The following is a 12,108-nucleotide window of genomic DNA, read 5'->3' on the forward strand; positions in this document are numbered from 1 at the left end:
TAAGAAAAAAGCAGCCCTCATGCAGTCTGCTTTGGCTTGCAGCTTGCAGCTTGCAGCTTGCCACTCGTAGCTATTTAAACAGGCGAGTTCATGTCCACCAAAGAACACCATCCCAGCGACCTGATCCGTGCCCGTGACCTTGAGGGGGTGGACGTATGGGCGCTGCCCAGTTTTGACCCCCAGCCGCCGCCTCGGTCCGAACCCGAACAACCGGTAGAAGTAGAAGAGGAGGTCGAGGAAGTGCCGCTGGAAGACGTCCAGCCGCTTACCCTTGAAGAACTCGAAGCCATTCGCCAGGAAGCCTACAACGAGGGCTTTGCCACCGGTGAGCGTGAAGGTTTTCACAGCACCCAGCTGAAGGTGCGTCAAGAAGCCGACGAAGCCCTCAAGGTAAAGCTGGCCAGCCTCGAACGCTTGATGACCCATCTGATGGAACCGATCGCCGAGCAGGACACGCACATCGAGAAAACCCTGGTGCACCTGGTGGCCCACATCACCCGGCAGGTGATTGGCCGCGAGCTGCACAGCGATTCCAGCCAGATCACCCAGGTACTGCGCGGCGCGCTGAAACTGCTGCCGATGGGCGCTGACAACATCCGCATCCACCTCAACCCGCAGGACTTCGAGCTGGCCAAAGCCCTGCGCGAGCGCCATGAAGAAAACTGGCGGCTGCTGGAAGACAGCACCTTGCTGCCGGGCGGCTGCCGCATCGAAACGGCCCAAAGCCGCATCGACGCGACCATGGAAACCCGCATCGAAAAAGCGGTGGCACAACTGTTCGATCAATTGCACGACCATTCCCTGCACCCTGCCGCCGCTGACCTTTCGGTAGACCTGGATGCACCGGCGGAGCCAGCGGATGCGCCTTGAACGCACCAGCTTCGGCAAGCGCCTGGGCACTTACGCCGAGGCCATCGAGCTGCCGGCGCAACCGGTGGTCGAAGGCCGCCTGCTGCGCATGGTGGGCCTGACCCTGGAAGCCGAAGGCCTGCGCGCTGCCGTGGGCAGCCGTTGCCTGGTCATCAACGATGACAGCTACCACCCAGTGCAGGTCGAAGCCGAGGTGATGGGCTTCGCCGGGCCCAAGGTGTTCCTGATGCCGGTGGGCAGCATTGTCGGCATTGCGCCTGGCGCGCGGGTGGTGCCGCTGGACGACGGCGGTCGCCTGCCCATGGGCATGAGCATGCTGGGCCGGGTGCTCGATGGCGCCGGCCGTGCACTGGATGGCAAGGGTGGCATGAAGGCCGAGGACTGGGTGCCCATGGACGGCCCGGTGATCAACCCGCTCAACCGCGACCCTATCAGCAAGCCGCTGGACGTGGGCATTCGCAGTATCAATGGCCTGCTTACCGTAGGCCGCGGTCAGCGCCTTGGCCTGTTTGCTGGCACCGGTGTGGGTAAGTCGGTGTTGCTGGGCATGATGACCCGTTTCACCGAAGCCGAGATCATTGTGGTGGGCCTGATTGGCGAACGGGGGCGCGAGGTGAAGGAGTTCATCGAGCACATCCTCGGCGAGGAGGGCATCAAGCGCTCGGTGGTGGTGGCATCGCCTGCCGATGATGCGCCGCTGATGCGTCTGCGCGCTGCCATGTACTGCACGCGCATCGCCGAGTACTTCCGCGACAAGGGTAAAAACGTGCTGCTGCTGATGGACTCGCTGACCCGCTTCGCCCAGGCCCAGCGGGAAATTGCCCTGGCCATCGGCGAACCGCCGGCTACCCGCGGTTATCCGCCGTCAGTGTTCGCCAAGCTGCCCAAGCTGGTGGAGCGGGCCGGCAACGGGGAGGCGGGTGGCGGCTCCATCACCGCGTTCTACACGGTATTGTCCGAAGGCGATGACCAGCAGGACCCCATCGCCGACTCGGCGCGGGGCGTGCTGGACGGTCACTTCGTGCTGTCGCGGCGCCTGGCCGAAGAGGGCCATTACCCGGCCATCGATATCGAGGCCTCCATCAGCCGGGTGATGCCGCAGGTGGTGGATGCCGATCACCTGCGCGAGGCGCAGAAGTTCAAGCAGCTGTGGTCGCGCCTTTCGCAAAGCCGCGACCTGATCAGCGTGGGGGCCTATGTTGCAGGTGGCGACCCTGAAACGGATTTGGCCATCGCCCTGCAGTCACGCCTGGTCGAGTATTTGCGCCAGGGGTTGCAGGAGAACGTGGGCATGGCGCAAAGCCGCGACCAGTTGGGGGCGATTTTCACGCCCCCGGCAGGCTGATAGCCGATGGCGCTGCCAGGGCGCGCCGCGCGCCTTGCGCCGGTGGTGGGCATGGCCGAAGAAGCCGAGCGCAAGGCCGCCCAGCGCCTGGGGCAGTTCCAGCAGCAGGTGGCCACGGCCCAGGCCAAGCTGGCAGAGCTGGAGCGCTTTCGCGAAGATTACCAGCAGCAGTGGATCAACCGCGGTGGCCAGGGGGTGAATGGCAGTTGGCTGGTCAATTACCAGCGCTTTCTCGGGCAGCTCGAAACCGCCATGACCCAGCAGCGTCAGAGCCTGGTGTGGCACCAGAACAACCTCAACAATGCGCGGGGCGTGTGGCAGCAGGCCTACGCGCGGGTTGAAGGGTTGCGCAAACTGGTGCAGCGCTACATGGACGAAGCCCGGCGTGCCGAAGACAAGCGCGAGCAGCGCCTGCTCGATGAACTGTCCCAGCGCCTGCCGCGCCAGGAACCGCTCTAGCCTCCACCACTTGCGGCCCCCCGCCGTGGCTGCTACACCTTCATGAGGACGCACCCGCCATCATCGAAGGAATCGCTGAAATGGCAGTTGAAACGGATTTTTCGCAGGACGGCAAAAAGCTCACGATCAGGATCAAAGGGCGCTTCGATTTCGGCAGGCACCAGGAATTTCGCGATGCCTACGAGCGTCAGCCAAGCCGCCCCGATGCCGTGGTGGTCGACCTGCAAGACACCACTTACCTCGACAGTTCAGCGCTGGGCATGCTGCTGATGCTGCGCGACCACGCCGGGGGCGATGAAGCCGATGTGCGGGTGGTGCACGCCAGCTCGGATGTGCGCAAGATCCTCGCCATCTCCAATTTCGACAAACTCTTCGACATCAGTTGAGCGCCAATATGCCAGCCGGGCAGGGTTTGACGGTGCTGGTTGCCGAAGACAGTGACGTCGACCGCATGCTCCTGGCGCAGATCGTAAAGCGCCAGGGGCACCTGGTGGTCACTGCGCAGAACGGCCAGGAAGCGGTGGCATTGTTCAGCGAACGCCGCCCGCAGGTGGTGTTGCTCGATGCGCTGATGCCGGTGATGGATGGCTTCGAGGCTGCGCGGCAGATCAAGGCCCTGGCCGGCGAGGCGCTGGTGCCGATCATCTTCCTGACGTCCCTCAATGAAGAGCAGGCACTGGTGCGGTGCCTGGAGGCGGGCGGCGATGACTTCATGGCCAAGCCCTACAGTGCCGTGATCCTGGCCGCCAAGATCCGCGCCATGGAGCGCCTGCGCCGGCTGCAGGACACGGTGCTCCAGCAGCGTGACCAGATCGCCCGGCACCACCACCACCTGCTGAACGAACAGCGGGTAGCCAAGGCGGTATTCGACAAGGTCGCCCACTCCGGTTGCCTTGGCGCGCCCAACATTCGCTTTGTGCAGTCGCCTTACGCACTGTTCAATGGCGACCTGATGCTCGCGGCCTTTACGCCGTCCGGTGACATGCGCGTATTCCTCGGGGATTTCACCGGCCATGGCCTGCCGGCAGCGGTCGGCGCCATGCCCCTGGCCGAAGTGTTCTACGGCATGACGGCCAAGGGCTACACCATGCCCCAGGTGCTGCGCGAGATGAACGCCAAGCTCAAACGCATCCTGCCCGTCGACATGTTCTGCTGCGCGCTGTTGCTCAACCTCAGCCAGCAGCGGGCGGTAGTGGAGGTATGGAACGGCGGCATGCCCGACGGCTACCGCCTGTCGGCGGAAGGTGCTGTACTGACGCCATTGCAGTCACGTCATCTACCGTTGGGTATTCTGGGGCCTGGGCAGTTCGATGACGCTGTCGAGGTATGGCCGCTGGCCGCAGGCGAGCGGGTTCTGTTGCTGTCCGACGGCGTGCTGGAAACAGCAGATGCCCAGGAGCGCCTGTTCGGCGAGCAGCGCCTGCGGTCGGTGTTGGCCGGCAACCGTGAGCCAGCGCTGCTGTTCAGTGAGCTGATGCAGGCGCTGGCGCTGTTTGGTGGGCAGCCACGGGATGACATCAGTTTGTGCGATATCCGCATGCCCGGCGCCCAAGAGCCGTTGCCGGCTCCTGTAAACTACCCGGACAGTGGCTCGACCAGCCCGGCAGACTGGTCGCTGGGGTTCGAGGTTCGCGGGCAAAGCCTGCGTCAGTTCAACCCCGTACCGTACCTGGTGCAGTTGTTGCAGCAGGTTCATGGCCTGCGTACCCGTGGCGGGAACCTGTACAGTGTGCTCAGCGAGTTGTACTCCAACGCGCTTGAACATGGCGTGCTTGGCCTGGATTCGCAGCTCAAGCGGGATGTGCAGGGGTTTGCCGACTATTATCAGGAACGCGCTCGGCGCCTGGCATTGTTGAGCGAGGGCTTCGTGCGCATCGACCTTGTGGTTGAACCGCATGCCCAGGGCGGGCGTCTGAAGATCGACGTGCGTGACAGCGGTGAGGGTTTCGACGTGCAGCAGGTGCTGTCACGGGCGGCATTGCAACAAGGGCTGAGTGGGCGCGGGCTGGAACTGGTCCGGCGGCTGTCCAGCAGTGCAACCTGGGCCGAAGGTGGCCGGTGCGCACGCGTGGAGTTCGCCTGGTGAGCCTGGGGCGGGCTCGGGCATTTATCTGGCTTGATCAAGGAGCGAACAAGTGGCTGACATGCATATCGACCACAAGGTACTCAGCGACCTGCGAGAAGTCATGGAAGATGGCTATCTGCAGCTGGTACAGACCTTTCTAGATGACTCCGAGCGGCGCCTGGGGCAACTGCATGCGGCGCGCAGCGCCCAGGAGCTGGGCGCCGCTGCCCACAGTTTCAAGGGCAGCAGCAGCAACATGGGCGCCGTTGCGCTGGCGGGCCTGTGCCAGCAACTGGAGGACCGTGCCCGCCGCCCCCCTTTGTTCGGCATCGAAGACCTGATCAGCCGTATCGATCAGGAGTTCGCCGAGGTGCAGCGCTTCTACCGTGCCGAGCAGCAGGGAATATCCGCAGGCTGACAGGTAACTTGGCGCGACTTTTGCTCATACACCGACGTGATCATTCAGTTTATGGCGCGGAGACCGCTCAATGCCTGTCGCATCCAACCCCTTGTTGCAAGCCAATACCCTTGGCGATGCCTCCCGTACGGCGCCCGCGTCAGCGGGCAAAACGCCGCAGGTACAGGGCAACAACGGCGATGGGTTCGGCCAGGTAATGGCGCGTCAGGGGCGCGACAAGGTTGCCGGCCTTGCCGATAAAGCTGTTGCCGGCAAACCGTCGGACAAGAGCGATGGGGCTGTTAGCGGCAAGCAGTCGGCAGCCGACAAGGGCAAGGTTGCCGATGACGGCAATAAGTTGCCGGCCGAGGACACCACTGCGGTCGACACCGGCATGCGTGATGCCAGCCTCGTCGCTGGGCAGGTCACCGACGCCCCACCAGGCGCGCAACTGATCCAGGCCCAGGCACAGGCCGTGGCACCCGTGCTCCAGGCCGCCGGCCCGCAGCCTGAAGAGTCACCTGCCGAGCAGGCGTTCGACCCGGATGCTGACCCGCTCGCCAATCTACCGACGCTGCGCCTGGCACTTGAGCACAGCGCCCAGGCCAAAGGCAGTACATCGGCTCATGCGCTGGACGCGGACCGCACCCAGGGCGAAAGCAATGCTGCTCCCGTCAATACCTTGGCGGGTGGCGTGACCAGTGCCGAGGGCGAGGCCGACGGTGCTGGCGACAAGGCCTTCGGCGCCCTGCTTGAAGATGGCCTCAAGGATACCAAGAGCGCCGCCAGCGATACCCGGGTTGATGATTTCGCCAGCCGCCTGGCCAACCTGACCCAGGCGGCCACAGCGAAGACCGCCAATGCCGTACCGGTCAACGCCAACCCGCTGCACCAGCCTCTGCCGATGAACCAGGGTGCCTGGACCGAAGGCTTGGTGAACCGGGTGATGTACCTGTCCAGCCAGAACCTGAAGTCGGCGGATATCCAGCTGGAGCCGGCCGAGCTGGGCCGCCTGGATATCCGTGTCAATGTGGCCGCCGACCAGCCCACCCAGGTGACCTTCATCAGCGGCCATGCTGGCGTACGCGACGCCCTGGACAGCCAGGTGCACCGGCTGCGTGAGTTGTTCACCCAGCAGGGCCTGGCGCAGCCGGACGTCAACGTTGCCGACCAGTCCCGCGGCCAGCAGCAAGGCCAGGCGCAGCAGCAGGGCAGCCAGTTGTCCGGGGTGGCTGCGCGCCGGGCGGAGCAGGGCGCCGCTGAAGCGACCGAGGCATCCAGGCCCGTCGAGCAGCAGGTGTTCATCGGCGACAGCGCGGTCGATTACTACGCCTGATTCGCCAACACGGCGATTCCCCCTTCGCGCAGCCGTAACCAGGGCTGCGCGCAATCTGGCATAACACTTGCTCAAGCCATCCCATTCTTCCTATAACCCCTGATGGACGACGGATTATTGGCATGGCGAATACCGAAGCAGTGAAAGACCCCGCCGCTAAAGGCAAACTCAAGCTGATCCTGCTCATCGTTGCTGGCTTGTTGCTGGCCGTTGGCCTGTCGGTGGGCGCCACCTGGTTCTTCATGCACAAGAGCGAGCCAGCCCCGGCTGCCGATGCCGCCGCTACCAACGTCAAGCCCGCCGCCATCTACGAGGCACTGACGCCGGCATTCGTCGTCAATTTCAACCAGAACGGCCGCCAGCGCTACATGCAGGTCAGCATCACCCTGCAGGCCCGCAACCAAGCGGACCTGGACGCGCTCAAGGTGCACATGCCGGTGATCCGCAACAACCTGGTGATGATGTTCTCCGGGGTCGGCTTCGATACCTTGGCCAGCAGTGCAGTGGGGCAAGAGATGCTGCGCCAGAAGGCTACCGTGGTGGTGCAGGAAGTGGCCCAGAAGGAAGTCGGCAAGCCGGTAATCGACCAGTTGCTGTTCACCAATTTCGTATTGCAGTAGGAGTGGGCAATGGCCGTACAGGACCTGCTGTCCCAGGATGAGATCGATGCCCTGTTGCATGGCGTCGACGACGGTCTGGTACAGACCGAGAGTGCATCCGAGCCTGGCAGCATCAAAAGCTACGACCTGACCAGCCAGGACCGCATTGTTCGGGGGCGCATGCCTACCCTCGAAATGATCAACGAACGCTTTGCCCGCTACACCCGCATCAGTATGTTCAACCTGTTGCGCCGCTCTGCCGACGTGGCAGTGGGGGGCGTGCAGGTGATGAAGTTCGGTGAGTACGTGCATTCGTTGTACGTGCCCACCAGCCTGAACCTGGTGAAGATCAAGCCGCTGCGCGGCACGTCGCTGTTCATCCTCGACGCCAAGCTGGTGTTCAAGCTGGTGGACAACTTCTTTGGCGGCGACGGCCGCCACGCCAAGATCGAAGGCCGCGAGTTCACCCCTACCGAATTGCGGGTGGTGCGCATGGTGCTGGACCAGTGCTTCATCGACCTCAAGGAGGCCTGGCAGGCGATCATGCCGGTGAACTTCGAGTACATGAACTCCGAGGTCAACCCGGCCATGGCCAACATCGTCGGCCCCAGCGAGGCGGTGGTGGTGTCCACCTTCCACATCGAACTGGACGGCGGTGGCGGCGACCTGCACGTGACCATGCCTTACTCGATGATCGAGCCGGTGCGCGAGATGCTCGATGCGGGCTTCCAGTCCGACCTGGACGACCAGGACGAGCGCTGGGTCAAGGCCTTGCGCGAAGACGTGCTGGACGTTGCCGTGCCGGTGACCGCCACCGTCGCCCGCCGCCAGCTGAAACTGCGCGACATTCTGCACATGCAGCCTGGTGACGTGATCCCGGTCGAGCTGCCCGAGCACCTGGTGCTGCGCGCCAATGGCGTACCCGCGTTCAAGGCGCGCCTGGGCTCGCACAAGGGCAACCTGGCCCTGCAGATCATCGACCCGATCGAACGCCGCTGAGCGCGTGCCGCTCGCTTTTACCGAATTGAATGCCTGTCGAGGAAACCATGGCTAACGAAAACGAGATCACCTCTCCAGAAGACCAGGCGCTGGCCGATGAGTGGGCCGCGGCGCTGGAGGAAACCGGCGCGGCCGGCCAGGCCGATATCGATGCACTGCTGGGCGATACCGGCAACAACCCGGGGCCGGGCCGCCTGCCCATGGAAGAGTTTGCCAGCTCGCCCAAGCCCAACCCCAACGTCAGCCTGGAAGGCCCGAACCTTGATGTGATCCTGGACATCCCGGTGAGCATTTCCATGGAAGTGGGCAGCACCGAAATCAACATCCGCAACCTGTTGCAGCTCAACCAGGGCTCTGTGATCGAACTCGACCGCCTGGCGGGTGAGCCGCTGGACGTGCTGGTCAACGGTACGCTGATCGCCCATGGCGAGGTGGTGGTGGTCAACGAGAAGTTCGGCATTCGCCTGACCGACGTGATCAGCCCCAGCGAACGTATCAAGAAGCTGCGCTGAGTGAAGGGCATGAGGCGCGCCATCGCGGCACCCATCGCACTGTTGGCCAGCCAGCTGTGCCAGGCCGCCGCCACGCCGGCACTGACCCCGGCGGCGCCACCGGGCAGCCTGAGCGGCCAGCTGGCGCAGATGGTGTTCGGCCTGCTGCTGGTAGTGGGGCTGATCTTCCTGCTGGCGTGGCTGCTGCGGCGTGTGCAGGGCTCGGCGGTCAAGGGCGGGCAGGTGATCGAGATCGTCGGCAGCCGCGCCATCGGCCCGCGGGACCGGTTGCTGCTGGTGCAGGTGGGCAAGGAGCAGATCCTGATCGGTCACAGCCCCGGAAGCATCGAGACCCTGCATGTACTGGCAGAGCCGGTCGAGGTCCCGCAGGGGGCGCGCCAGGCAACGCCTGAGTTTGCCCAACGGCTGATGGAACTGATGGGCAAGGACCCTAAGGACAAGACGCGATGAGCGCCACGCTGCGTACGTTGTTCACCCTGCTGCTGTTGCTGGCCGCGCCGCTGGCCCTGGCCGCCGACCCCTTGTCGATCCCCGCCATCACCTTGTCCAACGGGGCGAACGGGCAGCAGGAGTATTCGGTCAGCCTGCAGATTCTGCTGATCATGACGGCGCTGAGCTTCATCCCTGCGTTCGTCATCCTGATGACCAGCTTCACCCGCATCATCATTGTGTTCTCCATCCTGCGTCAGGCCCTGGGCCTGCAGCAGACACCGTCCAACCAGATCCTGACGGGGATGGCGCTGTTCCTCACCCTGTTCATCATGGCGCCGGTGTTCGACCGGGTGAACCAGACCGCCCTGCAGCCTTACCTGAACGAGCAGATGACCGCGCAGGAGGCCATCGACAAGGCCCAGGGGCCGCTGAAGGACTTCATGCTGGCGCAGACCCGGCAAAGCGACCTGGACCTGTTCATGCGTCTGTCCAAGCGCACCGACATCACCGGCCCCGACCAGGTGCCGCTGACCATTCTGGTGCCGTCGTTTGTCACCTCCGAGCTGAAGACGGCGTTCCAGATCGGCTTCATGATCTTCATTCCCTTTCTGATCATCGACATGGTGGTGGCCAGTGTGTTGATGGCCATGGGTATGATGATGCTGTCGCCGCTGATCATCTCGTTGCCGTTCAAGATCATGCTGTTCGTGCTGGTGGATGGCTGGGCGCTGATCATGGGTACGCTGGCTGGCAGTTTTGGTGGCGTGTGATGCCGCCTGGGAGCGCTGTGAATGACGCCTGAAGTTGCTGTCGACCTGTTCCGCGATGCCTTGTGGCTGACCACGCTGATGGTGGCCGTGCTGGTGGTGCCGAGCCTGCTGGTGGGGTTGATGGTGGCCATGTTCCAGGCCGCCACGCAGATCAACGAACAGACCCTGAGCTTTCTGCCGCGCCTGCTGGTGATGCTGGTCACGCTGATCGTGGCCGGGCCCTGGCTGGTGCAGAAGTTCATGGAGTACATCACCAACCTGTACACCAACATTCCGCAACTGATCGGTTGACGGCCTGATGCTGGAACTGACTGACACGCAGATCGGCACCTGGGTAGCCACGTTCATCCTGCCGTTGTTCAGGGTGACGGCGGTGCTGATGACCATGCCCATCTTCGGCACGCGCATGCTGCCGGCGCGGGTGCGCCTGTACGTTGCGGTGGCGATTACCGTGGTGATCGTGCCAGCGCTACCGCCATTGCCCCAGTTCGACCCCCTGAGCCTGCGCGGGCTGCTGCTGTGCGCCGAGCAGATCATCGTGGGCGCGCTGTTCGGCTTGGCCCTGCAGTTGCTGTTCCAGGCGTTCGTCATTGCCGGGCAGATCGTGGCGGTGCAGATGGGCATGGCGTTCGCGTCGATGGTGGACCCGGCCAACGGCGTGAACGTGGCGGTCATCAGCCAGTTCATGACCATGCTGGTGAGTGTGCTGTTTCTGCTGATGAACGGGCACCTGGTGGTGTTCGAGGTGCTGACTGAAAGCTTCACCACCTTGCCGGTGGGCAGTGCACTGATGGTGAACCACTTCTGGGAGTTGGCCGGGCGCATGAGCTGGATGTTCGCGGCCGGGTTGATTTTGATTCTGCCGGTGATTGCCGCTTTGCTGGTGGTGAACGTCGCCTTCGGCGTGATGACACGGGCGGCGCCGCAACTGAACATCTTCTCCATCGGTCTGCCGCTGACACTGGTCATGGGCATGCTGATTTTCTGGGTGGGCCTGGCCGATGTCTTGTCCCATTACCAGGCATTGGCCAGCGAGACGCTGCAATGGCTGCGTGAACTGGCGAGGGCGCGCTGAGCATGTCAGAGAGCGAGAGCGGTCAGGACAAGACAGAAGACCCCACCGAGAAACGCAAGCGCGACGCCCGCGAAAAGGGCGAGATCGCGCGCTCCAAAGAGCTGAACACGGTGGCGGTGACCCTGGCGGGCGCCGGCGGGCTGCTGGCATTTGGCGGGAACCTGGCCGAGACGCTGCTGACGCTGATGCGCATGAACTTCAGCCTCACCCGTGAGGTGATTGTCGATGAGCGGTCCATGGGTGCGTTTTTGCTGGTGTCCGGCAAGATGGCCATCTGGGCTGTACAGCCTTTGCTCATCCTGTTGTTCGTGATCTCCTTCGTGGCCCCGATCGCCCTGGGCGGCTTTGTGTTTTCCGGCAGCCTGCTGCAACCCAAGTTCAGCCGCATGAACCCGCTATCGGGGCTCAAGCGCATGTTCTCGATGCACGGCCTGACCGAACTGCTGAAGGCCATGGCGAAGTTTTGCGTGATTCTGATCGTGGCCGTGGTGGTGCTGGTCAATGACCGCCAGGCCTTGTTGTCGATTGCCAACGAGCCGCTGGAGCAGGCGATCATTCACAGCTTGCAGGTGGTGGGCTGGAGTGCCTTGTGGATGTCTGCCGGGCTGCTACTGATTGCGGCAGCAGACGCACCGTACCAGCTGTGGCAGACGCACAAGAAAATGAAGATGACCAAGCAGGAAGTGCGCGACGAATACAAGGACAGCGAAGGTAAACCTGAGGTCAAGCAACGTATCCGCCAGTTGCAGCGTGAGGTGTCGCAGCGGCGCATGATGGCGGCCGTGCCCCAGGCCGACGTGATCATCACCAACCCCACCCATTACGCCGTTGCGTTGCAATACGACCCCGAAAACGGCAATGCGGCGCCTTTGCTGCTGGCCAAGGGCAGCGACTTCATGGCGCTCAAGATCCGGGAGATCGGAGTCGAGCACAAGGTGCAGATTCTGGAGTCACCGGCGCTGGCGCGGGCGATCTACTATTCCACCGACGTGGAGCACGAAATCCCTGCGGGCCTGTACCTGGCCGTTGCCCAGGTGTTGGCTTATGTGTTCCAGATCCGCCAGTACCGCGCTGGCAAGGGTAAGCGCCCGGATCCGCTCAAGGATGACCTGCCGATTCCGGCGGATTTGCGGCGGGATAATTGACCCGGCGCATGGCTGTACACGCCCGCGCACCCTGCCACAGGCAACACTGGCCAGAAAAAAACGTAGGAGCGAGCGCAGCTCGCGATGCGCCGCGCGGGCGGCGC

At 63.5% G+C, this 12,108-nt stretch carries 15 protein-coding genes; all 15 read left to right on the plus strand.

Annotated features, from left to right (window positions below; all coding sequences use genetic code 11):
• The first annotated feature begins 90 nt into the window (after positions 1-90).
• The 15 genes from fliH to flhB all read left to right on the plus strand — a co-directional run bounded on the left by fliH (position 91) and on the right by flhB (position 12,004).
• Complete coding sequence (gene fliH, locus IAE36_RS15915) at positions 91-870, plus strand: flagellar assembly protein FliH (protein ID WP_201213387.1); 780 nt, start codon at positions 91-93, stop codon at positions 868-870.
• On the plus strand, positions 860-2,215 hold the full coding sequence (gene fliI, locus IAE36_RS15920; RefSeq protein ID WP_028633469.1) for a flagellar protein export ATPase FliI: 1,356 nt from the start codon (positions 860-862) through the stop codon (positions 2,213-2,215). The genes fliH and fliI overlap by 11 nt, the downstream gene beginning before the upstream one ends.
• Before the next feature lie 6 nt (positions 2,216-2,221).
• Complete coding sequence (gene fliJ, locus IAE36_RS15925; RefSeq protein ID WP_201213389.1) at positions 2,222-2,674, plus strand: flagellar export protein FliJ; 453 nt, start codon at positions 2,222-2,224, stop codon at positions 2,672-2,674.
• An 80-nt stretch (positions 2,675-2,754) separates the two neighbouring features.
• Positions 2,755-3,060 (plus strand): STAS domain-containing protein, encoded by a 306-nt coding sequence (locus IAE36_RS15930; RefSeq protein WP_201164315.1) that lies wholly within the window; start codon positions 2,755-2,757, stop codon positions 3,058-3,060.
• Between the two features lie 8 nt (positions 3,061-3,068).
• Positions 3,069-4,760: a fused response regulator/phosphatase gene (locus tag IAE36_RS15935; RefSeq protein ID WP_201213391.1), complete on the plus strand. Its 1,692-nt coding sequence runs from the start codon at positions 3,069-3,071 to the stop codon at positions 4,758-4,760.
• 49 nt (positions 4,761-4,809) lie between these two features.
• Entirely contained in the window at positions 4,810-5,157 is a 348-nt protein-coding gene (locus IAE36_RS15940; RefSeq protein WP_028633465.1) for an Hpt domain-containing protein, read from the plus strand.
• Between the two features lie 70 nt (positions 5,158-5,227).
• On the plus strand, positions 5,228-6,472 hold the full coding sequence (locus IAE36_RS15945; protein WP_201213393.1) for a flagellar hook-length control protein FliK: 1,245 nt from the start codon (positions 5,228-5,230) through the stop codon (positions 6,470-6,472).
• Positions 6,473-6,594: 122 nt separating this feature from the next.
• Positions 6,595-7,092 carry a flagellar basal body-associated protein FliL gene (fliL, locus tag IAE36_RS15950; protein ID WP_028633463.1) on the plus strand — a complete coding sequence of 166 codons (498 nt, stop codon included), beginning with the start codon at positions 6,595-6,597 and terminating at the stop codon, positions 7,090-7,092.
• A 9-nt stretch (positions 7,093-7,101) separates the two neighbouring features.
• Positions 7,102-8,070 (plus strand): flagellar motor switch protein FliM, encoded by a 969-nt coding sequence (gene fliM, locus IAE36_RS15955; RefSeq protein WP_028633462.1) that lies wholly within the window; start codon positions 7,102-7,104, stop codon positions 8,068-8,070.
• A 47-nt stretch (positions 8,071-8,117) separates the two neighbouring features.
• A complete protein-coding gene (fliN, locus tag IAE36_RS15960; protein WP_201164309.1) occupies positions 8,118-8,582 on the plus strand; it encodes a flagellar motor switch protein FliN in 465 nt (154 codons plus the stop codon).
• On the plus strand, positions 8,583-9,032 hold the full coding sequence (gene fliO, locus IAE36_RS15965) for a flagellar biosynthetic protein FliO (RefSeq protein WP_060481451.1): 450 nt from the start codon (positions 8,583-8,585) through the stop codon (positions 9,030-9,032).
• The gene (fliP, locus tag IAE36_RS15970) at positions 9,029-9,784 is read left to right on the plus strand and encodes a flagellar type III secretion system pore protein FliP (protein ID WP_028633459.1); all 756 of its coding nucleotides are present in this window, start codon (positions 9,029-9,031) and stop codon (positions 9,782-9,784) included. Before fliO ends, fliP begins: the two co-directional genes overlap by 4 nt.
• A gap of 21 nt (positions 9,785-9,805) precedes the next feature.
• Entirely contained in the window at positions 9,806-10,075 is a 270-nt protein-coding gene (gene fliQ / locus IAE36_RS15975) for a flagellar biosynthesis protein FliQ (protein WP_028633458.1), read from the plus strand.
• A gap of 7 nt (positions 10,076-10,082) precedes the next feature.
• On the plus strand, positions 10,083-10,859 hold the full coding sequence (fliR, locus tag IAE36_RS15980) for a flagellar biosynthetic protein FliR (protein ID WP_028633457.1): 777 nt from the start codon (positions 10,083-10,085) through the stop codon (positions 10,857-10,859).
• Positions 10,860-10,861: 2 nt separating this feature from the next.
• Positions 10,862-12,004: a flagellar biosynthesis protein FlhB gene (gene flhB, locus IAE36_RS15985; protein ID WP_028633456.1), complete on the plus strand. Its 1,143-nt coding sequence runs from the start codon at positions 10,862-10,864 to the stop codon at positions 12,002-12,004.
• The last annotated feature ends 104 nt before the right edge of the window (positions 12,005-12,108 follow it).

Origin of the sequence: Pseudomonas sp. S36, assembly GCF_016647875.1 — a bacterium.
In the GTDB taxonomy this organism is placed as follows: Bacteria; Pseudomonadota; Gammaproteobacteria; order Pseudomonadales; family Pseudomonadaceae; genus Aquipseudomonas; species Aquipseudomonas parafulva.

What these genes read in the sequence shown, in the direction of transcription:
- fliQ (WP_028633458.1), top strand. Translation starts at nt 9,806, where the DNA reads ATGACGCCTGAAGTTGCTGTCGACCTGTTCCGCGATGCCTTGTGGCTG.
- fliJ (WP_201213389.1), top strand. Translation starts at nt 2,222, where the DNA reads ATGGCGCTGCCAGGGCGCGCCGCGCGCCTTGCGCCGGTGGTGGGCATG.
- IAE36_RS15945 (WP_201213393.1), top strand. Translation starts at nt 5,228, where the DNA reads ATGCCTGTCGCATCCAACCCCTTGTTGCAAGCCAATACCCTTGGCGAT.
- fliL (WP_028633463.1), top strand. Translation starts at nt 6,595, where the DNA reads ATGGCGAATACCGAAGCAGTGAAAGACCCCGCCGCTAAAGGCAAACTC.
- IAE36_RS15930 (WP_201164315.1), top strand. Translation starts at nt 2,755, where the DNA reads ATGGCAGTTGAAACGGATTTTTCGCAGGACGGCAAAAAGCTCACGATC.
- IAE36_RS15935 (WP_201213391.1), top strand. Translation starts at nt 3,069, where the DNA reads ATGCCAGCCGGGCAGGGTTTGACGGTGCTGGTTGCCGAAGACAGTGAC.
- fliR (WP_028633457.1), top strand. Translation starts at nt 10,083, where the DNA reads ATGCTGGAACTGACTGACACGCAGATCGGCACCTGGGTAGCCACGTTC.
- fliM (WP_028633462.1), top strand. Translation starts at nt 7,102, where the DNA reads ATGGCCGTACAGGACCTGCTGTCCCAGGATGAGATCGATGCCCTGTTG.
- fliP (WP_028633459.1), top strand. Translation starts at nt 9,029, where the DNA reads ATGAGCGCCACGCTGCGTACGTTGTTCACCCTGCTGCTGTTGCTGGCC.
- fliH (WP_201213387.1), top strand. Translation starts at nt 91, where the DNA reads ATGTCCACCAAAGAACACCATCCCAGCGACCTGATCCGTGCCCGTGAC.
- fliN (WP_201164309.1), top strand. Translation starts at nt 8,118, where the DNA reads ATGGCTAACGAAAACGAGATCACCTCTCCAGAAGACCAGGCGCTGGCC.
- fliI (WP_028633469.1), top strand. Translation starts at nt 860, where the DNA reads ATGCGCCTTGAACGCACCAGCTTCGGCAAGCGCCTGGGCACTTACGCC.
- flhB (WP_028633456.1), top strand. Translation starts at nt 10,862, where the DNA reads ATGTCAGAGAGCGAGAGCGGTCAGGACAAGACAGAAGACCCCACCGAG.